Consider the following 25330-nt stretch of genomic DNA (forward strand, 5'->3'; position numbering starts at 1 on the left):
GACCGGCGTTCGAGGAAAACCCCTCGCGTTCTTGATAGAGACGGTCGGCGAGATTAACTTTCCCATATTGGCGGCGCGCCATGCGGCCGGGAGGACCGACCGCTCTCATGCCATGAGGGAGCCTCATGATGCGCTACGATCTTGCGGTCTTCATCGGCCGTTTCGAGCCATTTCACCTCGGACATCTTACGATTTTGCAGCGCGCGCTCGCGCTCTCCAGCCGCGTCGTCGCGCTTGTCGGCTCGGCGGAAGCGCCGCGCACGGCAAAGAACCCCTGGAGCTTCACGGAGCGCGTCGTCATGATCGAGGCGGCGCTGGGCGCCGACGCCGCCCGTGTGACGGCTTTGCCTTTGCGTGACCATCTCTACAATGAAAACGCCTGGCTTGCGGAAGCGCAGGCGCAAGTGGCGCGCGTCGCTGGCGACGTCAAATGCATCGCGCTTTTCGGCTCCAGCAAAGACGCGTCCAGTTATTATCTGAAGGCGTTTCCGCAATGGGAGCTGGTCGACGCCGCGTCTGTCCCGCTCTTGTCCACGACTGAGCTGCGGCGTCGGCTCTTTTCGCAAGAGCCCGGCGCGCTGCGCCTGATCGAAGCCAATGTGCCGGCGCCGGTCTTCGAGATCATCGACGCCTTCCGCAAGACGGACGCCTATCGGCAAACGCTCGACGAATTTCGCCATGTGGAGAGCTATCGCGCCGCCTGGGTCGATGCGCCTTATCCGCCTGTCTTCGTGACCGTGGATTCGGTCGTCGCGCATTCCGGCCATGTGCTGCTCATCAAGCGCAAGGCGCAGCCGGGGCGGGGACTATGGGCCTTGCCGGGCGGCTTCGTAAACGAGGACGAAACGCTGCGCGACGCCGCCATTCGCGAGCTGCGCGAGGAGACGCGGCTCAAAATTCCGGCGCCCGTGCTGCGCGGCAGCCTGCGCGGGCAGAGGGTTTTCGATCATCCCGACCGCTCGCTGCGCGGCCGCACGATCACCCACGCCTTCTATTTCGATTTTCCTGCCGGGGAATTGCCGAGCGTGCGCGGCGCAGACGACGCGGCGCGGGCGCGCTGGGTTCCCGTCTCGGAGCTTCAGAACATGCGCGCATGCCTGTTCGAGGATCATTTTTTCATCCTCGAACATTTTCTCGGAGCAGCTTGGTAGCGCGTCCCCTTCGACTCCGGTCGTCATTGCGAGGAGCGAAGCGACGAAGCAATCCAGCACGCGTGTTGCGGCTCTGGATTTCTTCGCCTTCGGCTCGCAATGACGTTTATTTTGCGCGGTCCGGAGCGCGATTTATCGGAGCCATACTGATCCGGGGTGGGACGCTTTCAACATTATCGAGGGTCTTGTCGACCACATTCTCCTTGGCGTGCATCACGGCGGTTGGGCCTTGGCGGCTAACGGGCGCCGCAGCCCCGCGCCCGAAACAGGCTGAGCGGAAAGCGCCTCAGCTTTCTTGCGCAGGTTTTTCCCCGGCCGAGGCGCGCGCTTGCGCTTTGCGCCGGCGCCGCTCGCGCAGACGCTGGGCTTCGACGTCACGGCCAGCCTCGAAGGTCAGCGCGAAATACATCAGAATGAGGATGGCGTTGACGCCGATGAGCCAATAGCCGCCGATGAAGAAGCCCGGCGTGCTCAGCGTCATGAAAATCTGCGCGCTGGCGATGAGAAGCCAGAGCACGCCGCCCCAAGGGGTCGCAAGCCACAGGCCGACGCCCGCGACGAGGTCGAGCACTGCGAAGAAGACGATCGAGAGGGCGGCGTTCAGCGGCATGGCGTCGAAGATCGACTGCTGCGCGGTCAGCACGATGCGCCAATGCATCAGTCCCTGCAGGAGCCAGAAGAGCGCCACAATGCGCATGAAGCGCGATAGCAGCATGCCCCATTTCGCCGCTTCGCCCGCAGGGCCGGGATCGCCGACGCGGATCGGTCGGTAAGGATCGTCGCCGTCGTCGTAAATGGTGGGGTCGGCCATCAACGGTCCTTAACGGCTGAGCGGGCCTTTAGAAAGAGGCCCGCTCGCTTGTCTTTCTATTGGCCGCGGCGCGCGCGGGAGGCGAAGCGCACGGCTTCCTCCGCAGCGCGGAACAGCGCCTTGGCCTTGTTCACGCATTCGCGGTTTTCATATTCCGGCTCGCTGTCGTAGACGACGCCCGCGCCGGCCTGAACATGCATCTTGCCGTCCTTGACGATCGCCGTGCGCAGCACGATGCAGGTGTCCATCTGCCCGCCCGAGCCGAAATAGCCGATGCAGCCGCCGTAGATGCCGCGCTTGTCGGTTTCCAGCTCGTCGATGATCTCCATGGCGCGCACCTTGGGCGCGCCGGAGACCGTGCCGGCCGGAAAGCCCGCTGCGAGCGCGTCGATGCAGTCGAAGCGCGCGTCATCCAGCTCGCCTTCGACATTCGAGACGATATGCATGACGTGGCTGTAGCGTTCGATCGTGAAACTATCGGTCACGCGCACAGTGCCCGTCTTTGCCACGCGGCCGACGTCGTTGCGGCCGAGGTCGAGCAGCATCAGATGTTCCGCGCGCTCCTTCTCGTCGGCGAGAAGCTCTGCGGCAAGGCGCTCGTCCTCGACTTTGGTCTCGGCGCGCCAGCGCGTGCCGGCGATGGGGCGGATCGTCACCTTGCCGTCCGCGACGCGCACGAGAATCTCGGGGCTCGAGCAGACGATCTGGAAATCGCCAAAGTCGAGGAAACACAGGAACGGCGCCGGATTGACGCGGCGAAGGGCGCGATAGAGCGCGAAGGCGGGGAGGGCAAAAGGCGCCGTGAAGCGCTGCGACAGCACGACCTGAAAGATGTCGCCGGCGCGGATATATTCCTTGGCGCGCTCGACCATTTCGAGAAAGCGCGACTTGGGCGTATTGGAGACGGACTCCTGCGCCAAAAGCTGCGGATCGCAGCCAGCGTCGCGGTGGTCGAGCGGCGCCTCCAGCGTTGCGACGACCTTGTCGAGACGCGTCAGCGCCGCTTCATAGGCCGCCTTCGCCGTCACGCCTTCGCGCGGGCGCACCGGCGTGACGATTGAGATTTCGTCCTTCACCGTATCGAAGACGACCATCACCGTCGGGCGCAGCAGCAGCGCGTCGGGGACGCCGATCTTGTCTTCCTTGGCGGGCGCCAGACGTTCCATCTGGCGCACCATGTCATAGCCCAGATAGCCGAAGACGCCCGCCGCCATGGGCGGAAGCTGCGTGGCCGCGGGAATCGCGGATTCGGCGATGAGCTGGCGCAGCGCCATGAGAGGGGGCGCATCGCAGGGAACGAAGGCGTTCTTATTGCCGAGCGCGTTGCGGTTGATCTCGGCCTTGTCGCCCACGGCCCGGAAGATCACATCCGGGTCGAGGCCGATCATCGAATAGCGGCCCCGCGCCGCGCCGCCTTCCACTGATTCCAGCAGGAAGGCCGCGCCGTCGCGCGCACCCGACAGCTTCAGATAGGCGGAGACGGGCGTCTCCAGATCGCCGACAAGGCGCGTGACGACGAGCCGCGGCCGGCCCGCGTCGTAATCGGCGGCAAAGGCCTCGACGTCCGGCTCGAATGTAGCGCCGGTCATTCCTTTTCGGCGCCCGTCGCCATCTGCAGGGCTTTTTCGTTGATCTCGACGTTGAGCGCCTTTTCGAGGCCGCCGACATATTGCTCGAGCAGGTCGTTTTGCAGTGCGGGCTTCAACTGCTCGGCGATCGTCTTCGATTCGATCGAGTTCGGATCGAAGGGCGGCGTCTGCGCGTCCTTGACGACGAAGATCAGCCGGCCGCCATCGACGGAGACCGAGCCGGCGCCGCCCGGCGCGACCTCGAAGAACTGCACGATCGTATTGGTGTTGAAGTCCGGGCGCTGGGCGCGCTTCACGTCGGTTGCGCGCTGTACGTCGAGGTTCAGCTCCTTGGCGACGGCGTCGATCGGCTGGCCGCCCTTGATCTTGGCGACGATGTCGTCGGCCTTGGCGGTGAGCGCCTTCTGGGCGCTCTCGGCGCGCATGGCTTCGGCGACAGCGCTCTTCACTTCGTCGAAGGTCTTCTGGCGAGCGGGCTCGATTGCATTGATCTCGAACCAGACATAGCCGCCGTCACGCGTCCCGACCGTTTCGTTGTCGACGCCGACGTCGGAGGCGAAGGCGGCCTTGAGCAGATCGGCGCCTGCCGGGGCGTCGACTGATTTGCCGTCCTTGCCATTGCCGGCGTCGTCCACGGCGTCGATCGTGCGGGTCTTCAGGCCGACGGCGGCGGCGGCTTCGGCGAGCGTTTTGCCGGAGGCGCGCTGATCCTCCACCGCCTCGTGCAGACGGCGCACTTCCGGCGCGGCCCTCTGCTGGGCGACCTCGGCCTTGAGCTGGTCCGCAACCTGTTCATAGGTCTTGGTGACGACGGCCGGCGAAATCTTCTTCACGACCGAGACGACCGTGCCGAAAGCGGTGGTCACAGGCTCGGCCACGCCAGGCTGGGGCAAAGCGAAGACGGCCGCGCCCACCTTGGCGTCGCCGAAGTCGCGCTGCTCGACGAAGCCGAGGTCCACGTCCTTCGGATTACGCTTGAGTTCGACCGCGAGGGCGTCGACGTCCATGCCGCCTTTGAGCTTGGCGAGCGCCTCCTCGGCTTCCTTCTCGGTTTTGAAGACGAGCTGACGGACCTCGCGCTTCTCCGGCGCGCCGAAGCGCTTGGTTTTCACGTCGTCATAGAGCTTGCGGGCGTCCGCGTCGGAAATATCGGCGGGCTTGGCGACGGTCGCCGGGCTCACTTCCAGCGTCGTGATCTTGCGATATTCCTTGGCGCGGAAGCTCTGCTCGCGATCGTCGAAATATTTCTTCAGCTCTTCGTCGCTGGGCGCCTTCGCCTCGCCGGCGGCGGAGACCGGCAGGATGACATAATCGACCGAGCGCGCCTCGTTGCGGAAGCGATGGATCGCCTCGATCATCAGCCTGGGCGGCTCGACGCCGTTGATGACGAGGTCGGTGAGCGTCTTGCGCAGATAGGCGCCCTTCTGGTCGGCGACGAAGCTGCGCTCCGTATAGCCATTGTCGCGGGCGATGGCCTTGAACTTCTCGGCGTCGAATTTGCCGTTGGTCTGGAAGGCCTTCTCATTGGAGATCAGCCGCTGGACGGTGTCGTCGCTGGCGGCGAGGCCAAGGTTACGGGCTTTCTGGTCGAGCGCGACGTCGGTGACGAGGCGTTCGAGCACCTGAAGGTCCATGCCTGCCTTATGCGCCTCTTCGGCGGTGACGGCGTGGCGCAGGCGCTGCTGGATGCGGCGCAGATCGTTCTGAAAGGCGGTGCGGAACTGGTCCACCGTGACCTCGCCCGAGCCCACCTTGGCGAGGCGCTGGGAGGTCATGCCGCGAAAGACGTCGCCGACGCCCCAGATCGCGAAACTGATGACGATAACGCCCATCACAACCGCCATGATGGCGCGGCCGATCCAGTTCTGCGAAGCGACGCGCAGGCCCTCGAGCATATTCCGGTTCCCCGTTCGTGTTTTCGGGAGCTTTCTGCTCCCATTTTGGCGCGGACTATAGGGAGGGGCGCGGGCCGTGGCAATGACAAGCGCGAACGACACGCGCCCCGGCGCTCATACATGCAGCGTTAAGGTTCCACACAGGACAATTGGAGATGGCTCCCGTGAGCCGCAGTCGCCCGAGGTTCTCCGGGCGGCCCTTTCGCCCGACCTTTTGGAACCGACCTGGAACTCAAAATGAAAAAGACATTCGCCCTCGTCGCCGTCGTTGCTGTCGCTGCGCCGCTTGCGGGCTGCTACACGCCCGAGAGCCGGGCGGTGGGCGGCGGCGCCATCGGGGCGCTGGCCGGCGCCGGAATCGGCGGGTTGGCCGGCGGCGGCCGTGGCGCGCTTGCCGGCTCCCTGATCGGCGGCGCGACTGGCGCCGCCGCCGGGGCCTTGACCGCGCCGCCGCCGCCCCCGCCGCCACCCGAATACTATTATGACGCCCCGCCGCCAGCTTATGGCGGCTACCGCCGTTCGAGAGGCTACTATTATCAGTCGCCCGACTGCGGGCCCTACGGCTGCTGATGGAATCGAGGACTGAGGGCGGAGTGGCTCCCAAATTCTACTGCAACACGCCGTCGGCGCGGCTGCGCGTTGTTCTGCGCAATGCGCTTGGCGTGATCCTGATCGCAGGGGTCGTGAGAGCGGCTTTGGCGATCGGCGCGGCGCTCCAATAGCGCGCTTTCCGCTCGCAGCAGACGCCGTTCCCCTGCGACGGCGTCTGCGCCCCATCCTTGCGCGCCTTTTGGCGCCGCGTCGCCCAAGTCTCGCCCGATAAAGAGCGCGATTCGCGCGCTTCAAGGCCCTCACGCAAATTTTTTCTCTGAAACTTCGTTCAAAAACAGCGGCCTACTTGCCGGCAGGCAAGCGCTCGCGTAACGGTTGAGACGCTGAAGCTGACGGGGCCGAATTCGCCCGGGCAACGGCTCCGGGGCGAGCGCTTGGCCCACGGAGCTCGACGAAAAAATGTGCGGCGATTAACGCAACGCCCAAGCGCCTCAAAAGGAACAGCTATGCTGCGATCTTTCGGTCTTGCAGGAATGATGACGCTCGTACTCTTTTCTGTCCCCGCAAAGGCTTTCGATGTGGTGGATCATGATTACGGCGGACGCGTGGAGCCCTATGTGGCGCGCGTTCAGGAAGCGCAGGCGCGCGGGGAGCCGGTGCGCATCGGGGCGGTCGAATGCGATTCGTCCTGCACGCTTTATCTTGCCGCCAAGCGCTCCTGCGTGTCGCCGGGCGCTGTCTTCGGTTTCCATGCGCCATGGGTCGGCGGGCCGACCAGCGGCGTCGTCGATCCGCAGATGACGGCGGTTTTCGCCTCCGCCTATAAGCCGCCGCTGCGGCGCATCTTCCTCAATCACGTGCGCAATTCGCGCGGCGCGGTGCCGGGGCCGCTGCTGAAGATCAGCGGCGCGCAGCTCGCCAGCCTCGGCTACCGTCTCTGCGCCGAATAAGCGGCAGCGAGGGCTAATCGGCCGGCGCGACCTGGGTCTCGCGTATCGCGCCGCGCTCGTACCAGCCCTTGCTGCGGTTTACGATGGAGCAGACGCTGAGCATCACCGGCACTTCGATCAGCACGCCGACGACAGTCGCCAGCGCGGCGCCGGAGTCGAAACCAAAGAGGCTGATCGCCGCCGCCACGGCGAGCTCGAAGAAATTGCTGGCCCCGATGAGCGCCGAGGGGCCGGCAACGCAATGCGCTTCTCCGAAAAGACGATTGAGCGCATAGGCGAGCGCGGAATTGAAATAGACCTGGATGAGGATCGGAACCGCGAGCAAGCCGATGATCGCCGGCTGGCGGATGATCTGTTCGCCCTGAAAGCCGAACAGCAGGACCAGCGTCGCCAGCAGCGCGACGAGCGACAGCGGGCCAATCTTGGCAAGCGCCTGGGAGAGGCGCGTCTCGCCGCCAGAGGCGATGAGGCGGCTGCGCGCAATCTGCGCCGCGATCACCGGGACGATGATGTAAAGAGCCACCGAGAGCAACAGCGTGTCCCAAGGCACGGTGATCGACGAGAGCCCGAGCAGCAGCCCGACGATCGGCGCAAAGGCGACGATCATAATGGCGTCGTTGAGCGCCACTTGGCTTAGCGTGAAATGCGGCTCGCCCTTGGTGAGGCTCGACCAGACGAAGACCATCGCCGTGCAGGGCGCCGCCGCGAGCAGGATGAGCCCGGCGATGTAGGAGTCGATCTGCTCGGCGGGCAGATAGGGCCGAAACAGATGGCCGATGAAGAGCCAGCCGAGCAGCGCCATCGAGAAGGGCTTCACCGCCCAATTGACGAAAAGCGTCACGCCGATGCCGCGCCAATGGCGCCCCACTTCTTTCAGCGCGGCGAAGTCGATCTTCATGAGCATCGGCACGATCATCAACCAGATGAGCGCCGCGACAGGCAGATTGACCTTCGCGATTTCGAGCGCGCCGAGCGCGTGGAAGAAGCCCGGCAGAAAGTGCCCGAGCCCGACGCCCGCGACGATGCAGAGGGCGACCCAAAGCGTCAGATAGCGTTCGAAAATCGTCACGGCGTTTGCTCCGCTTCTCGAGCGGTCACGCCCTCGGTCTCGCCGATTTCGCGCAGGCGCGCGCCGACCGCCAGGCGATCGAGACGATGCAGAGGGATCGCGCAGAACTGCTCGATGCGATTCTTGAGGTAGCGAAAGGCGAGGGCGAAGGCGCGCTGCTTCTCTATGTCCGCGCCGTCCTCGGCGGCGGGGTCTTCGATGCCCCAATGCGCGGTCATCGGCTGGCCCGGCCAGAGCGGGCAGGCTTCGCCCGCGGCGTTGTCGCAGACGGTGAAGACGAAATCCATCTGCGGCGCGCCGGGGACTGCGAATTCGTCCCAGTTCTTGGAGCGAAAGCCGTCATGCGGAAAGCCCATCTTCTCCAGCGTCAGCAGGGCGTAGGGGTTGACCTCGCCCTTCGGATGGCTGCCGGCGGAAAATGCCTTGAATCGGCCGGCGCCGAGCTGGCGCAGTATGCTCTCGGCCATGATCGAGCGGGCGCTGTTGCCCGTGCACAGGAACAATACGTTGTAGATCTTCTCTGTCATTGTCCGGATTCACATTTCGAGAGGGAGAGTATTTGAGCCGGCGCGCATCCGGCTCCGCCGCAGCAGTCTTCGACGAGGAAGCGACTGAGCGCGTTCAGTTGCGAAAGATCGGCGCGATAGACGACGCTGCGTCCGTTGCGGGCGCTGGTGACCAGCTTTGCGTGGGAGAGGACGTTGAGATGGGCCGAAAGCGTATTTTGCGGCACGCTGAGGAAGCGCGCCAGCTCGCCGGCCGGCAGGCCCTTGGGCTCGGCGCAAACGAGAGCTCGAAAAGCCTCGAGCCGGGTCTGCTGCGAGAGCGCGGCGAGGCAGGCGAGGGCGGTTTCTGTTTCCATGATTCTGGATATATCGATTTATTGTGACAAGTCGATGGCGCCGCCACATGCGCCATATTGCGAGTCTGTCAGCTTCTGTTACGTAACATTTTTAAGCTCGAAGGATTCTCCTGCATGGATCGCTGCCCGCTCGTCGCCGGAAACTGGAAAATGAACGGGCTCATCGCCTCGCTTGCGGAAATCGCGTCGATGGGGACGGGGTATGATCTCGCGCTGAAGAAAAAGGTCGAGCTGATCATCTGCCCGCCCGCGACGCTGATCGGGCTTGCGCTCGATGTCGCCCTGCTCAACGGGATCGGGCTCGGCGGGCAGGATTGCCACGCCGCCGAAAGCGGCGCCCATACCGGCGATATTTCCGCCGAGATGCTGAAGGACGCCGGCGCTACTTATGTCATCCTTGGGCACAGCGAACGCCGGGCCGATCACGGCGAGACCGACAATGTCGTGCGGGTGAAGGCCACGGCGGCGCTGCGCGCCGGGTTGAAGCCCATCATCTGCGTCGGCGAGACGCGCCACGAGCGGGAGGCGGGGGAAGCGCTGTCGGTCGTGGGCCGGCAGATCGAGGCGTCGCTTCCCGAAGACGCGCCGGGAACGATCGTCGTCGCCTATGAGCCGGTCTGGGCGATCGGCACGGGGCTCACCCCGACGCTGGAAGATGTCGCGCAAATGCACGCTTTCGCGCGGGAGCGGATCGAGGCGCGGCTCGGCGGCGGTAAGAGCGAGGATGTGCGCGTACTTTACGGCGGCTCGGTGAAGCCCGCGAATGCGCGGGAGCTGATGGGCGTGCCGAATGTCGACGGCGCGCTGGTTGGCGGGGCGAGCCTGACGGCGCGGGATTTCATGGCGATCGCCGAGGCGTATCGGTAACGGCTAAATAATCGCCACCAGGCCATGAGCCTTGACAAGCGACAGCAGCTTGAGGGACGGGCCGCTTGGTTTTTTCTCGCCGCGCTCCCATTCGCTGACGAGCTTCGGCCGGACGTTCAAGGCGCGCGCAAATATCCCTTGGCTGACGCCCTCACGTTCGCGCAGGGCAAGGATTTCCTTCCCGCTCATCGGCTCCACCGGGGTGAGGCACGCGACGTCGAATTCGCGCATCGTTCTCGCGTCCAAAAGGCCGATTCTGTGAAGGCCGCTCGCCGTCTCGTGCAGGGCCTCGGCCATGTCGCTGCGGCAACCATTCTTTGCCTGCTTCAAGATTTCCGACATCGACGAGTTCTCCTTCGGCATACCTCCACTGGGGCATAGCGCAATCGGTAGCCCTTACTGCCCGAGAGCCGTCGCCGCGTCAGGCTTGCCGCGTCGCGGCGCCGCCGGTATAAGCGCGGCGCTTACCCTTTCAGCACTCCAACAACGAGGCGATGCGCTCTCATGGCGATCGAACGCACCTTTTCCATTCTCAAGCCCGACGCGACCAAGCGCAACCTCACCGGCGCCATCAATGCCCTGATCGAGGGCGCGGGCCTGCGCATCGTCGCGCAGAAGCGCATCCGCATGACCCGCGAGCAGGCCGAGACCTTCTATGCGGTGCATAAGGAGCGTCCCTTCTTCGGCGAGCTCGTCGATTTCATGATCTCCGAGCCGGTCGTCGTGCAGGTGCTCGAGGGCGAGAACGCCATCGCCCGCTATCGCGAAGTGATGGGCGCCACCAATCCGGCCAACGCCGCGCCGGGCACCATCCGCAAGGAGCATGCGCTGTCGGTCGGCGAGAACTCGGTGCACGGCTCCGACGCTCCCGAGACGGCCGCCGTCGAAATCGCCCAGTTCTTCGCCGGCAACGAGATCGTCGGCTAAGACTTTCGGGCGAATGGTTCTGGATTCCCGATCGCTTCGCGCGTCGGGAGGACATAGACACCCAGCGCTTCCCGTCATTGCGAGCGAAGCGAAGCAATCCAGAGCGGCGATTGCGGCCCTGGATTGCTTCGTCGCTTCGCTCCTCGCAATGACGGGCGCTATCTCGATTCCCTAAAAAGGTTTCGGCGCGACAAGCCTTTCCCGGCTTTCCGCCATCGCGCCCAACACGCGATTGCCCTCGATCCGCACGGCGCCCGACGCGACGAGCCGCAACGCCAAAGGATAAATGACATGCTCCTGCGATAGCACGCGCGCGCCGAGCGTGTCGGGCGTGTCGCCGTCGAGCACTGGCACGGCGGCCTGGGCGACGATCGGGCCCTCGTCCATCTCCGGCACGACGAAATGCACTGTGCAGCCGTGAATTTTCACGCCGTCAGCGAGCGCGCGCTCATGCGTGTGCAGGCCGCGGTAGGACGGCAGCAAAGCAGGGTGGATGTTGAGCATCCGTCCTGTCCATTGGCCGATGAACCAGGGCGTGAAGAGCCGCATGAAGCCGGCGAGGCAGATGAAGTCGACGCGGTAGGTTTCGAGAACGAGTTCTAGCGAGCGCTCGAACTCCTCTCGGCCTGCGTAGATCTTATGGTCGACCGCGGCGACGGCGATGCCGGCGGCCTTGGCTTTTGCGAGGCCGGGAGCGTCGGGGCGGTTGGAGAGGACGAGAGCGATCTCGGCTGGGAAATCCGGCGCGCGCGCGGCGGCGATCAGCGCGTCCATATTGGAGCCGCGGCCGGAAACGAGAATGGCGGTGCGCAGGCGGGTCATAGTCTCCGACCTTGGTAGTTTAAGTTCCTTCTCCCGCTTGCGGGAGAAGGTGTCGCGCGAAGCGGTGACGGATGAGGGCGGGCCCTCACCCGACCCTCGCTAACGCGAGGGCCACCCTCTCCCGCACGCGAGAGAGGGGATACTCACGATCAGCGCTCCGGATGAAGGCCGCGTTCTACTCGCCCTCCCGCGCGAGCGGGGGAGGGGGCTCTTACAGCCCGAGCTGACCCTTCATCACGACCCGCGCATCGCCCTCGGCGTCGATCGCCGCGCCGATCCGCACGGGCTTTTCGCCGATGTCGCGCAAGATCGTCTCGACCTCATCCGCCCCTTCCTTCGTGGCGAAGATCACCAGGCCGATCCCGCAGTTGAAGGTGCGCAGCATCTCGGATTCCGCCACATCGCCGGTCTTGGCGAGCCATTTGAACACGCGTGGCACGTCGAAGGCGCTCAGATCCAACGATACGCCCAGCCCCTTGGGCAGCACGCGCGGCAAATTGTCCGGGAAGCCGCCGCCGGTGATATGGGCGAGCGCGCGAATGTGGTTCGTGCGCTTCAGCGCGGCCAGCAGCGGCTTCACATAAATACGCGTCGGCTCGAGCAGGGCCCGCGCCAGCGTCATTTCGGGGGCGAAAGGCGCGGTGGCGTTCCAGGAGAGGCCCGTGTCCTTGACGATGCGGCGCACGAGCGAAAAGCCGTTGGAATGCACGCCCGACGAGGGCAGGCCGAAGGCGACGTCGCCAACATGGACCTCGCGCGGCAGCAAGCGCCGGCGGTCGACGGCGCCCACGGCGAAGCCGGCGAGATCATAGTCGCTGCGCGAATAGAGGCCGGGCATTTCCGCCGTCTCGCCGCCGAGCAGCGCGCAGCCCGCTTTGACGCAGCCGTCGGCAATTCCCTTCACAACGGAAGCGGCGACCGCGGGGTCGAGCTTGCCGGTGGCGTAATAGTCGAGAAAGAACAGCGGCTCGGCGCCCTGGACAATGAGGTCGTTGACGCACATGGCGACGAGGTCGATGCCGATCGTGCCATGCAGGCCGGATTCGATGGCGATCTTGACCTTGGTGCCCACCCCGTCATTGGCCGCGACAAGCAGCGGGTCGGCATAGCCTGCAGCCTTGAGATCGAAGACGCCGCCGAAGCCGCCGATCTCGCCATCGGCGCCCGAGCGCCGCGTCGCGCGCACGGCCGGCCGGATCATATCGACGAGTCGGTTTCCCGCATCGATGTCGACGCCCGCATCGGAATAGGTGAGCCCTTTGGCTTTCTGTTGCATGGCCTTGTCCCGTCGGGCCTCCCGCCCATAGGCGGTATGGGCAATGCGCCCCCGGCTGTCAAATGAGCCGCCGTCAGGCTTTCAACTGCACCAGCACGAAGATGTTGCCGTAAATGTCGCGGAATTGCGCGTAAATCGAATCGGCTTCCTCCGTTGGGCGTAAGACGAATTGGACGCCTTTGGCGGCCAGACGATCGCTCTCGGCGTGGAGGTCCGCCGTATAGATCACCGCGAGAGGTTGCCCGCCGGTTTGATTTCCGACGCGCGCCTTTTGCTCGGCTGTCGTGGCTTTCAGCAGCCACAGGCCGATGGACGGCTCGGCGGCAAAACCCAGGTGAACGAAGCGTAGCGCACCCGCCGGTATGTCGGCGATGATCCGCATTCCGAGAACGCCGACATAGAACTGGATTGCTTCATCGTAATCCGGCACGAGGACGACAAGACGGCCGAGCGAATTCATTTCAAGCGCCTCATTCGCGTTTCTTTCTTTCATGTATCCTCGCGCGCCTTCGAGGCGGCGGAATCGAAGCCTGAGCAAGATTCATATACGATCCACCAGACGGGCGCGCCCGGAGGCGTGCGCCCGCGCATCGCGCTTTTTGCGACGCAATCTTATGAATTCGGGTCGATGGAAGGAGTCAGATCATGAAGCCACGCTCGATCATCGACGAAATTGCCGCCGCGCGGGACGCCGGCGTCATCGACGCCGCCACGTTCGAAACACTCGCGGCGTTTTTCGCGGCGCGAATTGCCGCGCCCGCGCCGGCCTCCCAGCCGCCGCGTTACGATTTCGTGCATGTGCTCTGGTATGCCGGCGCGCTGATCGTGCTGTCGGCCATGGGGCTTTTTTCGACGACCGCTTTCGGCCTTTGGGGCGAGAAGGCGCTGCTGACGACGGCGCTCGCTTATGCGGGGGGCTTTCTTTACGCCGGCGCCTATCTGTGGCGGCGCGATCTGCGCACGCCTGGCGGGTTGCTTGTCACCTGCGCGGTGGGCATGGCGCCGCTCGCGATTTTCGCGCTGCAATCGCTCTGGGGCCACAGCCCCGTCGACGCGCCCGGCGGCTATCGCGATTTCTATATCTGGATCAAATCGAGCTGGCTGCCGATGGAGGTCGGGACCATTGTTTCGGCGCTCGCGGCGATGGCTTTCTTTCCCTTCCCCTTCCTCACCATGGTCATCGCCTTCTGCCTGTGGTTCATGTCCATGGATCTGACGCCCTGGCTCATGGGAACTGAGACCTTCGATTGGGAACAGCGCGCGTCGGTGAGCATGTATTTCGGCCTCGCCGTCATCGCCGTGGCCTGGCTCATCGATCTCAAGCGCTGGCGAAACGGCGATTTCGCCTTTTGGCTGCATCTCGGCGGCCTTCTGGCTTTCTGGGGCGGCCTGACGGCGCAGCACGCTGGCGACGAATTCGGCAAGGCGATTTATTGCGCCGTCAACGCGGGCCTCGTATTTCTCTCCCTCTTCATGATGCGGCGCGTCTATGCGGTCTTCGGAGCCATTGGCGTGACGATGTATCTTGGCTATTTGGCCAGCGAGGTCTTCAAGAATTCGATCTTTTTCCCCTTCGCCCTGTCGGGGATCGGCGTGCTGCTCATCGCCTTCGGCCTCTTCTTCCACAAATATGGCGCGGCGATCGGGGCGGCTTTGGGCGACTTGCTGCCCGAGCATCTTTCCGGTCTGCGGCCGGCCCATGCGCGGGGGAGGGCCCGTTAGCAGGTCCGGGGGGCGCAGCGGCGTTCACTCGTGGGCGGGCAGGGCTCCGATCCAGGTGAACAAACCTTACGCCGCCACCGTCATGCCCGCGCTTGTCGCGGGCATCCACGCCGGGACATGACGACACGCGGGGAGAAGAAGCGGCGTTGCTCCCGCTCATGTTCGCAGCTTTCTGCGTCGGCGCGGCGTGGATGGCCGCGACAAGCGCGGCCATGACGCGGGAACGCGTCCGCTCGTTGACCGGAATTCGGAGCCCTGCGTGGGCGGGTTGAATCATTGCGCTTTTGCTCATGGCGGCGTATATGTGCCCTCATTCCCATCATGGACGGTCGAGCCTAATGGGTCGCCAGCGCAGGAGAAGCGCGGCGCCGGACGCTCCCGCCATGTCCCGACCCAAGGAGATTCTTCGAGATGAGCAACGCCCCCTTGATGCCGAAGGCGACGGCAGTCTGGCTCGTCGAAAACACCTCGCTGACCTTCGATCAGATCGCCGAATTCTGTAAGCTTCACCCGCTGGAAGTGAAGGGCATCGCCGACGGCGAAGTCGCAGCGGGCATTCGCGGCCACGATCCCATCACCTCGGGCCAGCTCACGCGCGACGAGATCGCGCGCGGCGAGCGCGACAACAAGCATCACCTCAGGCTATCGGTGTCGAAGGTCGTCGTGCCGGAGGTCAAGAAGGCGCGCGGTCCGCGCTATACGCCGCTGTCGCGCCGCCAGGACCGCCCCAACGCCATTCTCTGGCTCGTGCGCAACCATCCGGAACTCAAGGACGCGCAAATCATGCGCCTCGTCGGCACCACCAAGGCGACGCTGAAGGCGATCCGCGAACGCACGCATTGGAATTCAGCCTCGTTGACTCCGATGGACCCGGTCACGCTCGGCCTTTGCTCGCAGATCGATCTCGACTTCGAGGTCAATCGCGCCGCCAAGGACAGGCCCGCCGTCGTCGAGGATCAGGGCCAGACTCTCGTGCCGGCCGCCGTGACGACCAGCGTGCGCGAGCCGGTGACCACCGAGGATGTGTTCGGTAAGCCCGCCGCGCGTCCGGTGGAGGAAGAGGAAGATAATTTCGACGCCGATCGCGTCTTCGGCAAGCTGAAAGACCTCGATTTCGGCGAGTGACCGGTCACGCCGAGACCGGCGAGCGCAATTGATTTGCCTGGCGGGCGCACCTATCCTCATGGGGCAGGCGCGCCTGCTGTGCGTTTGTCGGAACGCGACAGGCCGAATGGACCGCGAGCCTTCAGGCTCGCATCACAAGGCGAGCCTGAAGGCTCGCGGTCCTTCCGGCTGGCGGTCTTGCAGGCGGAAACGCATGGACGAAAAGGTTCGCCGCCTTCTCCAGAACTTGCATACTGCGTGGCCGGCCTTCGCGGCCCCGTTTCGGAGTCCTTCATGACCGCATCCGCCTATGACCGCGATCTCGACCGCAATCCGGCGAATTACCAGCCGCTGACGCCGCTGACGTTTCTCGCGCGCGCGGCGGCGGTCTTCCCCAACCGCGTTGCGATCATTCACGGCGACTTGCGGCGCAGCTATCGTGACTTTTATTCGCGCAGCCGGCGCCTCGCGAGCGCGCTGGCCAAAGCCGGGCTCGGACGCAACGACACGGTTTCCGTCATGCTCGGCAATACGCCGGCGATGCTCGAATGCCATTATGGCGCGCCGATGATGGGCGCCGTCCTCAATACGCTGAACACGAGGCTCGACGCCTCGGTCCTCGCCTTCACCCTCGATCACGCCGAAGCCAAGGCGCTGATCGTCGATCGCGAATATTCGGGCCTGATCCGCGAGGCGCTGGCGCTCTGCAAATCCAAGCCTCTCATCATCGATTACGACGATCCCGAATATACGGGGCCGGGCGAGCGGCTGGGCTCGATCGACTATGAGGATTTCGTGCTCTCCGGCGACCCCGACTTCGCCTGGGCGCCGCCGCAGGACGAATGGGACGCGATCTCGCTCAATTACACCTCGGGGACGACGGGCGATCCCAAGGGCGTCGTCTACCACCATCGCGGCGCCTATCTCTTGGCGCTCGGCAACATCCTCACCGGCGATATGGGCAGGCATCCGGTCTATCTGTGGACCTTGCCGATGTTCCACTGCAACGGCTGGTGCTTCCCCTGGTCGATCTCGGTCGCAGCCGGCACGCATGTCTGCCTGCGGCAGGTGCGGGCGGGACATATGTATGAGCTCATGGCCGAGCATGGCGTCACGCATCTCTGCGGCGCGCCGATCGTCATGTCGACGCTGCTCAACGCCAAAGAGTCGGAAAAGAAGCCGCTGAGGGAGACGGTGCGATTCTTCACCGCCGCCGCGCCGCCGCCTCAGGCCGTGCTCGCGGCCATGAAGGAAGCCGGTTTCGAGGTGACGCATCTCTATGGATTGACCGAGACCTATGGGCCGGCCGCCGTCAATGAATGGCAGGAGAGCTGGGACGCGCTCGACGACAAGGAGCAGGCGCATATGAAGGCGCGCCAGGGCGTGCGCTATGTCGTCCTGGACGATCTCGACGTGATCGACCCCGAGACCATGCAACCCGTGCCCCGCGACGGCGCGACAATGGGCGAGGTGATGTTTCGCGGCAATGTCGTGATGAAGGGCTATCTCAAGAACGCTTCGGCGACCGAGAAATCCTTCCATGGCGGCTGGTTTCACACTGGCGATCTCGGCGTGATCCATCACGACGGCTATATCCAGCTCAAGGACCGCTCCAAGGACATCATCATCTCCGGCGGCGAGAATATTTCGTCGATCGAGGTCGAGGACGTTCTCTTCAAACATCCGAAAGTGGCCGCGGCGGCGGTGGTCGCCGCGCCCGACGACAAGTGGGGCGAGACGCCTTGCGCCTTCATCGAGCTGAAGGACGGCGAGCTGGCGTCGGCGGAGGAGATCATCGCCTGGTCGCGCAAGCATCTGGCGCATTTCAAATGCCCGCGCCACGTGGTCTTCGGCGCGTTGCCGAAGACTTCGACAGGCAAGGTCCAGAAATATGTTCTGCGCGCGAAGGCGCGGGAGATGTGGCCGGGCGGGGCGACGGCGGCGACGCTCTGATCAGGGCGTCGTCGAGCGACTGCCAGGAGTCGGTTTCGGCTGCCCAGTTGTTAACAAACCTCCGAGGCGGCCTCGCCCTTCGAGACGCGAGCGTCGCTCGCTCCTCAGGATGAGGCCTAAGTGTTCGACTAAGTTGCAGAAGCTCCTCATGCTGAGGAGCCTGCGCAGCAGGCGTCTCGAAGCACGAGGGGCGTTCGCCACTTTGTCAGCAATTTGAGCAGCCGGTTTCGGGCTGCCTCTCGAAAAAGAACAATCTACAAAAAAACGCAGCCAGCATTCGTCTCCCGAATGCTGGCTGTCGACGTTTTGGCGCTGCGCTGGCGGCCAGACCAGCGCCGCGTCGAAGGCGTCGGTTAGAAGAACAGGCCGAGGCAGCCGCCCGCGAGCGCGCCCACGACGCCAGCCGCGATGGTGTTCGGCAGGCCGCCGAGCGCAGCAGCCGCGAGGCCGCCGAGAATCACGGCGCCGACGCCAGCGAAGATGTAAGTGTTGGTGGTGATCTCGAGTTCTTTGTCAGCCATAACCTTCACTCCTCTTTCGTTCCCATTGCACGCCAAGTCTTTTTGTTTTTGTGGCGCGTGGCCCCCCGGTTGTTTGGCGGGCGCGTCATTTCGACGCAGGGAAAAGGTAGCACAAGTTTCGGGCCTGTCCAGCGTTGGATGCATCAAATTGCGACATCCTGTCGCAGGGCATACATATCTGAAAAGAAATCGAAAAGACATTCTTTTCCAAGGATTTGTCTCAGGCTTGGCCGTAAAATATTTTTGCTGCGTCGCAGCGATTCGAGGCGTAGGAGCAGGCTGCGCGGCATTTTCGGCTTGGCCGGCGCAGGAGAGGGTCACGTTTATGACCGGAATCGAAGATGCGGCTCCCCTTCCGCCTCCCGCGGGCGAATCGAAGCGCCGTTTCGGCGCGACGCTCGCGCCCTTGCGGCCGCTGCTGCCCTATGCGCTGCGCTACAAGCAAACGATCGCCTTCGCTTTCGCCGCTCTGCTTCTGGCCTCGGGCGCGACGCTGACGCTGCCGGCGGCGGTGCGCGGCATGATCGATCACGGCTTCTCGGCCGATAGCGCGGGAACGGTGAACGCCTATTTCGGCGCCATGATCGCCGTCGCCGCGACGCTCGCGCTCGCTTCCGCCACGCGCTATTATTTCGTGATGACGCTCGGTGAGCGCGTGGTCGCCGATCTGCGCGCCGATCTCTTCAAGCATCTCGCGACCCTCGACGCTTCCTTCTACGACACGGCGAAAACCGGCGAGCTTCTTTCGCGCCTCACCGCCGATACGACGCAGCTCAAATCGGCCTTCGGCTCCTCGGCCTCGATCGCGTTGCGCAACATCTTCATGTTCATCGGCGCGGTCGTGATGATGTTTGCGACGAGCCCGAAACTCGCGGGGCTCGCGCTTGCGGCGATCCCCATCATCGTCCTGCCGCTCATCGCATCGGGTCGCGGCGTACGCCGTCGCTCGAAGCATGCACAGGATACGCTGGCCCATGCCGCGGCTTACGCCGGCGAGAATTTGGCGGCCGTCCGCGCCATGCAGGCCAATGGCGCGCAGGCTTCCACCGTGGCGCGTTTCAAGCGCGCCGTGGAGGCCGCCTATGACGCCGCGCAGGCGGCGACGCTGCTGCGCGCCTTCATGACGGCGGGCGTGATTCTCATTGTGTTCACGAGCGTTGTCGCGGTGCTTTGGCTCGGCGCGCAGGATGTGCTCTCTGGGCGGATGACATCGGGCCTGCTGTCGCAATTTGTGCTCTATGCCGTGCTCGGCGCGAGTTCGCTCGGCGAGCTTTCGTCCGTCTGGGGCGAGGTGAGCGCGGCGGCTGGCGCCGCCTCGCGCATCGCTGAAATTCTCGCCGTGAAGCCGAAGATTGTCGCGCCCGCGCATCCCACGCCGGCGCCGGCCCGCTGGCAGGGGCGCATTGCCTTCAGCAATGTGAGCTTTGCTTATCCGACCGCGCCCGACCGTTCGGCGCTGCACGATTTGTCGCTGACCATCGAGCCCGGCGAGCGGGTGGCGCTGGTCGGTCCCTCAGGCGCGGGGAAATCCACGCTCTTCGCGCTGCTTCTGCGTTTCTATGACGCCGATGCGGGCGCGATCTCGCTCGACGGCGTGGAACTGCGCGCCCTCGATCCACTCGATTTGCGCGCGGCGATGGCGCTGGCTCCGCAAGACCCGGTGATCTTCGGGCTGTCGGTCGCGGAGAATATCGCTTACGGCCGCGAGGGCGCTGCCCGCGAGGCGATCGTGGCCGCGGCGAAGCGCGCCCAGGCGCATGAGTTCATCGAGGCGCTGCCGCAGGGCTACGACACGCTTCTGGGCGAACGCGGCGTGACGCTTTCCGGCGGCCAGCGGCAAAGATTGGCCATCGCCCGCGCCATTCTGGCGGACGCGCCGGTGCTGCTACTCGATGAAGCCACCTCCGCACTCGACGCCGAGAATGAAGCCGCCGTGCAGGAGGCGCTGCACGACGTGATGGCCGGGCGGACCAGCATCGTCATCGCACATCGTCTGGCGACCGTGCTGGAAGCCGACCGCATCGTGGTTCTGGACCAGGGCCGCATCGTGGAGGAGGGGACCCACGCAACCCTCACGGCCGCCGGCGGGCTTTATGCGCGGCTGGCGAAGCTGCAGTTCGATACGGAGCGCGCCCATACGGTGGACGCCCTTCTGTGACGACCGTCGTCAGCAAGGAAAACGCCGAGCATTATGTCTGGGGCGCGAGCTGTGATGGCTGGCGCCTCGTTGATCGCGCCGATCTGAGCGTCATCCACGAGCGCATGCCGCGCGGGAGCGCCGAGACCCGGCATTTCCACCAGAAGGCGCGGCAGTTCTTCTTTGTTTTGAGCGGGGAACTCTCGATCGAGGTCGCAGGGACTGTCTGCGTGGTCGCGGCTGGCCAGGGCCTTGAGATCGCCCCGGGCGCGCCGCATCGCGTCGTCAACGCCGGCGCCGATGTCGCAGAATTTCTGGTCGTTTCTCAGCCAACTACGCGCGGCGACAGAAACGAACGCTGAGCTAGCGGGATTGGCCTTTGGACTCGACGCCGAGCCGATCCTATATCCCAGCCATGGCGCAGGCGAGTGACCTAGAGAAGGCGGCAGGACAGCGCACGAGCGCGGCCTATGAGGCCGATGTCGTCGCATGGGCGCGCGAGCAGGCGCGCCTCTTGCGCGCTGGTCGATTCGACCTTCTCGACGCCCAACATATCGCTGACGAGATCGAGGACGTGGGCAAAAGCGAGCAGCGGGAGCTGGCCATCCGGATGGCGGTTCTCTTGGCCCATTTGCTGAAATGGCGCTTTCAGCCGGAGCGCCGCAGCCGGAGCTGGGAGCTGACGATAAGGGATCAGCGCGCTGCGATAGAGCGCCGGCTCAGGCGCACGCCAAGCCTGAAGGAATCGCTTCGAGACCCCGACTGGCAGGCGGACGCTTGGTCCGACGCCCTTTCGCTCGCCGAGAAGGAAACCGGTTTGGAGCGCGCTCAATTCCCTTCCGCCTGCTCATGGCCGCTGGCCGAGGTTCTTTCCGAGGGTTGGCTGCCCGAGTGAATGGTTTGGTGTCGCGGCGGCGCCATTTGCCTTTGCAAGGATAAATGCTATGAGCACCCGCCAACCCTCTCAGGCGGCGCGCTCGTTTACGCCGCCCCATCGCAGCCCATGAAGGAGTTGGCCCATGGCCCGTCTGCCCATCACGTTGACCGAAGCGCTTACTTTCGACGACGTGTTGTTGCGGCCCGGTCACTCCCGCGTGATGCCCTCGACCGTCGACATCACGACGCGCCTCACCCGCGAGATCACGCTCAACCTGCCGATCGTCTCCGCCGCCATGGATACGGTGACTGAGGCGCGGCTCGCCATCGCCATGGCCCAGGCCGGCGGCATCGGCGTCATCCACCAAAATCTCACGCCCTCGGATCAGGCCGCCGAAGTGCGCAAGGTCAAGCGCTACGAGAGCGGCATGGTGGTCGATCCGATTACCATCTTCCCCGATGCGACGCTCGCCGACGCGCTGTATTTGATGGCGCAAAACGGTATTTCCGGCATTCCGGTTGTCGAGCGCGGCGCGACAAGCGGGAAGGGCAAGCTCGTCGGCATTCTCACGAACCGCGACGTGCGCTTCGCGCAGGACAAGCGCCAGCCGATCGCCGAGCTCATGACCAAGAAGCTCGTCACCGTGCGCGAGGGCGTGGACCAGGCCGAGGCGCAGCGTCTTCTTCACGAGCACCGCATCGAGAAGCTGCTGGTCGTCGACGCGGATTATCACTGCGTCGGCCTCGTGACCGTGAAGGACATCGAAAAGGCGACGCAACACCCGAACGCCTGCAAAGATCCGGAAGGCCGCCTGCGCGTCGCCGCCGCCTCGACGGTCGGCGATTACGGCTATGAGCGCGCGCTGCAGCTCATCGACGCCGGCGCGGATTGCATCGTCATCGACACCGCGCATGGCCATTCGCAGGCGGTCATCGATCAGGTTGCGCGCGTCAAGCGCGAGAACAACAAGGTCCAGATCATCGCCGGCAATATCGCCACCGCCGAGGCCGCCAAGGCGCTGATCGACGCGGGCGCCGACGCCATCAAGGTCGGCATCGGACCGGGCTCGATCTGCACCACGCGCATCGTCGCGGGTGTGGGCGTGCCGCAGCTCACGGCGATCATGGAGGCCTCGGAGGAGGCCCGCAAAGCCGATGTGCCGGTGATCGGCGACGGCGGCGTCAAATATTCGGGCGATCTCGCCAAGGCGGTCGCTGCGGGCGCCGAGGTGGTGATGATGGGCTCGCTCTTCGCGGGCACGGAGGAATCGCCCGGCGAAGTGTTCCTGTATCAGGGCCGCTCCTTCAAGTCCTATCGCGGCATGGGCTCGGTCGGCGCCATGGTGGCGGGCTCGGCCACGCGCTATTTCCAGGGCGATGTGAAGGATCAGCTCAAGCTCGTGCCGGAAGGCATCGAAGGGCAGGTGCCCTACCGCGGCCCGATCGCGCCGATCCTGTACCAGCTCGCGGGCGGATTGCGCTCGGCCATGGGCTATGTCGGCGCGCCGACCATCCGCGAATTCCAGGAGCGTGCGCAATTCGTGCGCATCACCAATGCGGGCCTGCGCGAAAGCCATGTCCACGACGTCTCCATCACCCGCGAGAGCCCGAATTATCCGACGGGTGTGTGACGCCACCTCCGTTTGAACAGCTCGCATTGGGGTTTGTCATTCCCGACGGGCCGAAGGGTTGATCGGGAATCCAGAGCCGCAATAGCGCTGATTCTGCTCTGGATTCCCGATCACCCGCTACGCGAGCGTCGGGAATGACAGCGAACCAATCAAGCGGGTCTAGTATCAAAGGTTGCGGGCGAACGACGCCTCAGAACGGCAACGGGGCGAGATCCGGGGGCGTCCAGTCGCGGCGGGCGGCGACGCTGAATAAGGTCTCGCGGCTCCAATAATCGAGCAGCCAATCCGGGTGACGCAGCGGCGAGGCCAACAGCACGTCGAGGATGCGATGCAGGCTGGCCGTTTCGGGATAACCGGCCAGATGCGCCGATGCGGCGCGCATCGACGCAAGCGTGATCGTATGGTGATAGCCGCCTGTATCCGTGTTGGGAGTGTTGGTCGCCTCGTTATAGGCGCTGATCAAACCTTTGATCGCGGGCGCCGTCGTCAAATCGCGCCTGTAACGTAAAAGCCAGAGGGCGGCGGCAAAATGCGCTGCGTGCGTCCACTCAGGCTTCGGCAATGTCCGATCGATCACGCCCAAGGCGATACGTTCTATTGCGGCGTCGCTCGCGAAGCTGGTCATTCTCTTCTTCCTTGAAAAAAATCAAAAATGGCACGTCGATTGCTGAATTGATTTCCAACAAGGCAATCAGGGGGCGGCGCCCCCATTTGTCGGAGATCGCACATGCTCCCGCAAGTCATTCTCGTCGATGGCGTTCCCAGATGCGTGATTCGCCCGACCGACCAGAAAAGCCTCGACCGATTCGTGCGCAACGGCAAGAAATGGCTACAGGGAGGCAATCCCGAAGCCAAATGCACCTATCGCCCTGCCGATGCGGTCGAGAACGCCATTTGGAAGGACGCCTTCGCGCTGCATAAGGCGGGGGGCGCCGACGAGGAGAGCTTTTTTGGCATTCCATTGACGTCGCCCGCTGCGCCGGAGCCGCCTCAATAAGGCTTCCGCCTTTTGCCGTTTCTTTGTCATACGGCCACAGTCACGCATCTGCTTTAACCTGCGGCGTATCAATCGGCGAGGGCTTCCGCCGTCTTAGGGGTTGTGCTAGCCGAAGACGCGAGCTTCGCGCGCTCTCGCGCAGCGAGGCTGCCCAGCTTTTCAAAGACAAAGCTGCAAGGGGAGGGAATCATATGTCCGCACTTCGGTTCGCCGTGACCGGCGCGATGCTGCTATTTCCCGTATTGGCTCACGCCGGCGACCTGCGCGCCGACGCCAATGCGGTCTTCAAGCCGATCGACGCCGCGAGCGTGAATTCGGTCGTCAAAAACAACGCCATCACCCCCGCCAAGATCGAGCTCGGCCACAAGCTGTTCTTCGATCCCCGTCTGTCGAAGAGCCAGATCATAAGCTGCAATAGCTGCCATAATCTCGGCACGGGCGGCGTCGACGCCGGCCCGACCTCGATCGGCCATGGCTGGGCCAAGGGCCCGCGCCGCGCCCCGAGCGTGCTGAACGCGGTCTTCAACGTCGCCCAATTCTGGGACGGCCGCGCCGTCGACCTCAAGACGCAGGCCAAGGGCCCGGTTCAGGCCGACGTCGAGATGAACAATACGCCCGCGGCCGTCGAGGCGACGCTGAAGAGCATGCCGGCCTATGTCGCCGAGTTCAAGGCGGCCTTCCCCAACGACGCGAGCCCGGTCAGCTTCGACAATATGGCCAACGCCATCGAGGCTTTCGAGGCCACGCTGACGACGCCGAACGCCAAATTCGACAAGTTCCTGGCCGGCGACGTCAACGCTCTCAACGACACCGAGAAGAAGGGCCTGCGCCTGTTCATCGACAAGGGCTGCAGCGGCTGCCATAGCGGCGTGAACGTCGGCGGCAACGGCTACTTCCCCTTCGGCGTCGCCGAGAAGCCCGACGCGGCGATCCTGCCCGTCGCCGACCGCGGTCGCGCCAAGGTCACGAACAGCGACGCCGACGCCTTCGCCTTCCGCTCGGCTCCGCTGCGCAACGTCGCCCTGCGCGCGCCTTACTTCCACAGCGGCGCTGTCTGGACGCTGGAGGAAGCCGTCGACGTCATGGCGAAGACCCAGCTCGGTGCGGCTTTGTCGCCGGATGAGAACGCCGCCATCGTGGCGTTCCTCAATGCGCTGACCGGCGATCAGCCGAAGGTCGCCTATCCGCTCCTGCCGGCGCGCACCAAGGACACGCCGCGCCCGCAATAAGGCCATTGCAAAGCAAAGTTCGCCCCGTGCGATCGACGGGCCCCTGGCGAAAGCCAGGGGTTTTTTGTTCGAGACGTCGGGCGGGCTAGCCCGTCGATATGACGGGTCTATTCATCCATTCGTGACGGGCGCCGCCGGCCTGAATTATTTCTTGGTCGCGGCTTGGAGTCGCAATCCTGTTGGCGGGGCGCTTGCATGTCGCGCCTGAATTTGGACGCGAATTGGCCGCAAACGCGGCGACGTGCGTCTAAACTAGTGAAAATCATGCACTTAAGCGTCACCCTGCCGCTACGGATAATTACCTATGACTACCGAACAGGGTAGCCAATTCCCCATCCACTGGGGTTGTTTGGACTATTCGATAGACAGTTGAATGCTATCCTGATGGG

The 25330-nt window shown here is 64.4% G+C and carries 27 protein-coding genes; 15 read left to right on the forward strand and 12 right to left on the reverse strand.

Features of this window, described 5'->3' with window-relative positions:
- The first annotated feature begins 125 nt into the window (after nucleotides 1-125).
- Nucleotides 126-1151, forward strand: a complete 1026-nt coding sequence (locus tag JJT62_RS18385; RefSeq protein WP_202074247.1) for a bifunctional nicotinamide-nucleotide adenylyltransferase/Nudix hydroxylase — start codon at nucleotides 126-128, stop codon at nucleotides 1149-1151.
- A gap of 286 nt (nucleotides 1152-1437) precedes the next feature.
- Here the strand turns inward: JJT62_RS18385 and JJT62_RS18390 are convergent, their stop codons facing one another.
- Genes JJT62_RS18390 through JJT62_RS18400 form a run of 3 tightly spaced genes read right to left on the reverse strand, consistent with a single transcriptional unit; the run spans nucleotide 1438 to nucleotide 5446 of the window.
- Nucleotides 1438-1962, reverse strand: coding sequence for a DUF6163 family protein (locus tag JJT62_RS18390; RefSeq protein WP_202074248.1), 525 nt, complete (start codon nucleotides 1960-1962; stop codon nucleotides 1438-1440).
- 56 nt (nucleotides 1963-2018) lie between these two features.
- Nucleotides 2019-3551, reverse strand: coding sequence for an anthranilate synthase component I (trpE, locus tag JJT62_RS18395; protein WP_202074249.1), 1533 nt, complete (start codon nucleotides 3549-3551; stop codon nucleotides 2019-2021).
- Entirely contained in the window at nucleotides 3548-5446 is a 1899-nt protein-coding gene (locus JJT62_RS18400) for a SurA N-terminal domain-containing protein (RefSeq protein ID WP_202074250.1), read from the reverse strand. Before JJT62_RS18400 ends, trpE begins: the two co-directional genes overlap by 4 nt.
- 237 nt (nucleotides 5447-5683) lie before the next feature.
- Between JJT62_RS18400 and JJT62_RS19275 the strand changes: the two genes are divergently transcribed.
- The 3 genes from JJT62_RS19275 to JJT62_RS18410 all read left to right on the forward strand — a co-directional run bounded on the left by JJT62_RS19275 (nucleotide 5684) and on the right by JJT62_RS18410 (nucleotide 6948).
- Nucleotides 5684-6016 carry a hypothetical protein gene (locus JJT62_RS19275; protein WP_246744995.1) on the forward strand — a complete coding sequence of 111 codons (333 nt, stop codon included), beginning with the start codon at nucleotides 5684-5686 and terminating at the stop codon, nucleotides 6014-6016.
- Between the two features lie 23 nt (nucleotides 6017-6039).
- Nucleotides 6040-6168, forward strand: a complete 129-nt coding sequence (locus tag JJT62_RS19400; protein ID WP_255537342.1) for a hypothetical protein — start codon at nucleotides 6040-6042, stop codon at nucleotides 6166-6168.
- A gap of 336 nt (nucleotides 6169-6504) precedes the next feature.
- Nucleotides 6505-6948 carry a hypothetical protein gene (locus JJT62_RS18410; RefSeq protein WP_246729853.1) on the forward strand — a complete coding sequence of 148 codons (444 nt, stop codon included), beginning with the start codon at nucleotides 6505-6507 and terminating at the stop codon, nucleotides 6946-6948.
- A gap of 13 nt (nucleotides 6949-6961) precedes the next feature.
- On the opposite strand, the gene arsB is transcribed toward JJT62_RS18410, so the two are convergent.
- The 3 genes from arsB to JJT62_RS18425 are packed head-to-tail and all read right to left on the reverse strand — an operon-like array spanning nucleotide 6962 to nucleotide 8879.
- The gene (gene arsB, locus JJT62_RS18415) at nucleotides 6962-8017 is read right to left on the reverse strand and encodes an ACR3 family arsenite efflux transporter (RefSeq protein ID WP_202074251.1); all 1056 of its coding nucleotides are present in this window, start codon (nucleotides 8015-8017) and stop codon (nucleotides 6962-6964) included.
- The gene (locus tag JJT62_RS18420; protein WP_202074252.1) at nucleotides 8014-8544 is read right to left on the reverse strand and encodes an arsenate reductase ArsC; all 531 of its coding nucleotides are present in this window, start codon (nucleotides 8542-8544) and stop codon (nucleotides 8014-8016) included. Before JJT62_RS18420 ends, arsB begins: the two co-directional genes overlap by 4 nt.
- A complete protein-coding gene (locus tag JJT62_RS18425) occupies nucleotides 8541-8879 on the reverse strand; it encodes a helix-turn-helix transcriptional regulator (RefSeq protein WP_202074253.1) in 339 nt (112 codons plus the stop codon). Before JJT62_RS18425 ends, JJT62_RS18420 begins: the two co-directional genes overlap by 4 nt.
- 114 nt (nucleotides 8880-8993) lie before the next feature.
- Between JJT62_RS18425 and tpiA the strand changes: the two genes are divergently transcribed.
- Nucleotides 8994-9746, forward strand: a complete 753-nt coding sequence (tpiA, locus tag JJT62_RS18430) for a triose-phosphate isomerase (RefSeq protein WP_202074254.1) — start codon at nucleotides 8994-8996, stop codon at nucleotides 9744-9746.
- Between the two features lie 3 nt (nucleotides 9747-9749).
- On the opposite strand, the gene JJT62_RS18435 is transcribed toward tpiA, so the two are convergent.
- Nucleotides 9750-9977, reverse strand: coding sequence for a helix-turn-helix domain-containing protein (locus JJT62_RS18435; protein WP_370568588.1), 228 nt, complete (start codon nucleotides 9975-9977; stop codon nucleotides 9750-9752).
- Nucleotides 9978-10250: 273 nt separating this feature from the next.
- On the opposite strand from JJT62_RS18435, the gene ndk reads away from it, so the two are divergent.
- Complete coding sequence (ndk, locus tag JJT62_RS18440) at nucleotides 10251-10673, forward strand: nucleoside-diphosphate kinase (RefSeq protein ID WP_202074256.1); 423 nt, start codon at nucleotides 10251-10253, stop codon at nucleotides 10671-10673.
- Between the two features lie 171 nt (nucleotides 10674-10844).
- On the opposite strand, the gene purN is transcribed toward ndk, so the two are convergent.
- The 3 genes from purN to JJT62_RS18455 form a co-directional block, all read right to left on the reverse strand.
- On the reverse strand, nucleotides 10845-11495 hold the full coding sequence (purN, locus tag JJT62_RS18445; RefSeq protein ID WP_202074257.1) for a phosphoribosylglycinamide formyltransferase: 651 nt from the start codon (nucleotides 11493-11495) through the stop codon (nucleotides 10845-10847).
- A 211-nt stretch (nucleotides 11496-11706) separates the two neighbouring features.
- Nucleotides 11707-12771, reverse strand: coding sequence for a phosphoribosylformylglycinamidine cyclo-ligase (gene purM, locus JJT62_RS18450; protein ID WP_202074258.1), 1065 nt, complete (start codon nucleotides 12769-12771; stop codon nucleotides 11707-11709).
- A 73-nt stretch (nucleotides 12772-12844) separates the two neighbouring features.
- Nucleotides 12845-13264, reverse strand: a complete 420-nt coding sequence (locus tag JJT62_RS18455) for a VOC family protein (RefSeq protein ID WP_202074259.1) — start codon at nucleotides 13262-13264, stop codon at nucleotides 12845-12847.
- Between the two features lie 152 nt (nucleotides 13265-13416).
- Here JJT62_RS18455 and JJT62_RS18460 point away from each other — a divergent pair, with 152 nt between their 5' ends.
- From JJT62_RS18460 to JJT62_RS18470, 3 genes are all read left to right on the forward strand, one after another.
- Nucleotides 13417-14493: a hypothetical protein gene (locus tag JJT62_RS18460; protein WP_202074260.1), complete on the forward strand. Its 1077-nt coding sequence runs from the start codon at nucleotides 13417-13419 to the stop codon at nucleotides 14491-14493.
- A 411-nt stretch (nucleotides 14494-14904) separates the two neighbouring features.
- Nucleotides 14905-15618 (forward strand): DUF1013 domain-containing protein, encoded by a 714-nt coding sequence (locus tag JJT62_RS18465; protein WP_202074261.1) that lies wholly within the window; start codon nucleotides 14905-14907, stop codon nucleotides 15616-15618.
- A gap of 273 nt (nucleotides 15619-15891) precedes the next feature.
- Nucleotides 15892-17550 carry an acyl-CoA synthetase gene (locus tag JJT62_RS18470; RefSeq protein WP_202074262.1) on the forward strand — a complete coding sequence of 553 codons (1659 nt, stop codon included), beginning with the start codon at nucleotides 15892-15894 and terminating at the stop codon, nucleotides 17548-17550.
- Nucleotides 17551-17903: 353 nt separating this feature from the next.
- Here the strand turns inward: JJT62_RS18470 and JJT62_RS18475 are convergent, their stop codons facing one another.
- The gene (locus tag JJT62_RS18475; protein ID WP_165055642.1) at nucleotides 17904-18071 is read right to left on the reverse strand and encodes a hypothetical protein; all 168 of its coding nucleotides are present in this window, start codon (nucleotides 18069-18071) and stop codon (nucleotides 17904-17906) included.
- 325 nt (nucleotides 18072-18396) lie between these two features.
- Here JJT62_RS18475 and JJT62_RS18480 point away from each other — a divergent pair, with 325 nt between their 5' ends.
- The 4 genes from JJT62_RS18480 to guaB all read left to right on the forward strand — a co-directional run bounded on the left by JJT62_RS18480 (nucleotide 18397) and on the right by guaB (nucleotide 22715).
- Complete coding sequence (locus tag JJT62_RS18480) at nucleotides 18397-20229, forward strand: ABC transporter transmembrane domain-containing protein (RefSeq protein ID WP_202074263.1); 1833 nt, start codon at nucleotides 18397-18399, stop codon at nucleotides 20227-20229.
- Complete coding sequence (locus tag JJT62_RS18485) at nucleotides 20226-20570, forward strand: cupin domain-containing protein (RefSeq protein WP_202074264.1); 345 nt, start codon at nucleotides 20226-20228, stop codon at nucleotides 20568-20570. The genes JJT62_RS18480 and JJT62_RS18485 overlap by 4 nt, the downstream gene beginning before the upstream one ends.
- 53 nt (nucleotides 20571-20623) lie before the next feature.
- Nucleotides 20624-21103: a DUF29 domain-containing protein gene (locus JJT62_RS18490; protein ID WP_202074265.1), complete on the forward strand. Its 480-nt coding sequence runs from the start codon at nucleotides 20624-20626 to the stop codon at nucleotides 21101-21103.
- A gap of 124 nt (nucleotides 21104-21227) precedes the next feature.
- The gene (gene guaB, locus JJT62_RS18495) at nucleotides 21228-22715 is read left to right on the forward strand and encodes an IMP dehydrogenase (protein ID WP_202074266.1); all 1488 of its coding nucleotides are present in this window, start codon (nucleotides 21228-21230) and stop codon (nucleotides 22713-22715) included.
- 190 nt (nucleotides 22716-22905) lie between these two features.
- Here guaB and JJT62_RS18500 read toward each other — a convergent pair whose 3' ends face one another.
- The gene (locus tag JJT62_RS18500) at nucleotides 22906-23340 is read right to left on the reverse strand and encodes a hypothetical protein (protein WP_202074267.1); all 435 of its coding nucleotides are present in this window, start codon (nucleotides 23338-23340) and stop codon (nucleotides 22906-22908) included.
- Between the two features lie 102 nt (nucleotides 23341-23442).
- Here JJT62_RS18500 and JJT62_RS18505 point away from each other — a divergent pair, with 102 nt between their 5' ends.
- Both JJT62_RS18505 and JJT62_RS18510 read left to right on the forward strand, forming a co-directional pair.
- Nucleotides 23443-23712: a hypothetical protein gene (locus tag JJT62_RS18505; RefSeq protein ID WP_202074268.1), complete on the forward strand. Its 270-nt coding sequence runs from the start codon at nucleotides 23443-23445 to the stop codon at nucleotides 23710-23712.
- 191 nt (nucleotides 23713-23903) lie between these two features.
- Nucleotides 23904-24941, forward strand: a complete 1038-nt coding sequence (locus tag JJT62_RS18510) for a cytochrome-c peroxidase (protein ID WP_202074269.1) — start codon at nucleotides 23904-23906, stop codon at nucleotides 24939-24941.
- Nucleotides 24942-25330 lie beyond the last annotated feature (389 nt).

Origin of the sequence: Methylocystis sp. Sn-Cys, from assembly GCF_016745395.1 — a bacterium.
GTDB classification, from domain to species: Bacteria; Pseudomonadota; Alphaproteobacteria; order Rhizobiales; family Beijerinckiaceae; genus Methylocystis; species Methylocystis iwaonis.

Bases quoted from the DNA above. Each gene is read 5' to 3' on its own strand.
- guaB (WP_202074266.1), top strand. From the start codon at position 21,228: ATGGCCCGTCTGCCCATCACGTTGACCGAAGCGCTTACTTTCGACGAC.
- JJT62_RS18385 (WP_202074247.1), top strand. From the start codon at position 126: ATGATGCGCTACGATCTTGCGGTCTTCATCGGCCGTTTCGAGCCATTT.
- JJT62_RS18510 (WP_202074269.1), top strand. From the start codon at position 23,904: ATGTCCGCACTTCGGTTCGCCGTGACCGGCGCGATGCTGCTATTTCCC.
- JJT62_RS18460 (WP_202074260.1), top strand. From the start codon at position 13,417: ATGAAGCCACGCTCGATCATCGACGAAATTGCCGCCGCGCGGGACGCC.
- purM (WP_202074258.1), bottom strand. From the start codon at position 12,771: ATGCAACAGAAAGCCAAAGGGCTCACCTATTCCGATGCGGGCGTCGAC.
- tpiA (WP_202074254.1), top strand. From the start codon at position 8,994: ATGGATCGCTGCCCGCTCGTCGCCGGAAACTGGAAAATGAACGGGCTC.
- JJT62_RS18455 (WP_202074259.1), bottom strand. From the start codon at position 13,264: ATGAAAGAAAGAAACGCGAATGAGGCGCTTGAAATGAATTCGCTCGGC.
- JJT62_RS18435 (WP_370568588.1), bottom strand. From the start codon at position 9,977: ATGCGCGAATTCGACGTCGCGTGCCTCACCCCGGTGGAGCCGATGAGC.
- JJT62_RS18480 (WP_202074263.1), top strand. From the start codon at position 18,397: ATGACCGGAATCGAAGATGCGGCTCCCCTTCCGCCTCCCGCGGGCGAA.
- JJT62_RS18500 (WP_202074267.1), bottom strand. From the start codon at position 23,340: ATGACCAGCTTCGCGAGCGACGCCGCAATAGAACGTATCGCCTTGGGC.
- JJT62_RS18470 (WP_202074262.1), top strand. From the start codon at position 15,892: ATGACCGCATCCGCCTATGACCGCGATCTCGACCGCAATCCGGCGAAT.
- purN (WP_202074257.1), bottom strand. From the start codon at position 11,495: ATGACCCGCCTGCGCACCGCCATTCTCGTTTCCGGCCGCGGCTCCAAT.
- JJT62_RS18420 (WP_202074252.1), bottom strand. From the start codon at position 8,544: ATGACAGAGAAGATCTACAACGTATTGTTCCTGTGCACGGGCAACAGC.
- JJT62_RS18505 (WP_202074268.1), top strand. From the start codon at position 23,443: ATGCTCCCGCAAGTCATTCTCGTCGATGGCGTTCCCAGATGCGTGATT.
- JJT62_RS19275 (WP_246744995.1), top strand. From the start codon at position 5,684: ATGAAAAAGACATTCGCCCTCGTCGCCGTCGTTGCTGTCGCTGCGCCG.
- JJT62_RS18400 (WP_202074250.1), bottom strand. From the start codon at position 5,446: ATGCTCGAGGGCCTGCGCGTCGCTTCGCAGAACTGGATCGGCCGCGCC.
- trpE (WP_202074249.1), bottom strand. From the start codon at position 3,551: ATGACCGGCGCTACATTCGAGCCGGACGTCGAGGCCTTTGCCGCCGAT.
- JJT62_RS18490 (WP_202074265.1), top strand. From the start codon at position 20,624: ATGGCGCAGGCGAGTGACCTAGAGAAGGCGGCAGGACAGCGCACGAGC.
- JJT62_RS18475 (WP_165055642.1), bottom strand. From the start codon at position 18,071: ATGGCTGACAAAGAACTCGAGATCACCACCAACACTTACATCTTCGCT.
- ndk (WP_202074256.1), top strand. From the start codon at position 10,251: ATGGCGATCGAACGCACCTTTTCCATTCTCAAGCCCGACGCGACCAAG.
- JJT62_RS18425 (WP_202074253.1), bottom strand. From the start codon at position 8,879: ATGGAAACAGAAACCGCCCTCGCCTGCCTCGCCGCGCTCTCGCAGCAG.
- JJT62_RS18410 (WP_246729853.1), top strand. From the start codon at position 6,505: ATGCTGCGATCTTTCGGTCTTGCAGGAATGATGACGCTCGTACTCTTT.
- JJT62_RS18390 (WP_202074248.1), bottom strand. From the start codon at position 1,962: ATGGCCGACCCCACCATTTACGACGACGGCGACGATCCTTACCGACCG.
- JJT62_RS18465 (WP_202074261.1), top strand. From the start codon at position 14,905: ATGAGCAACGCCCCCTTGATGCCGAAGGCGACGGCAGTCTGGCTCGTC.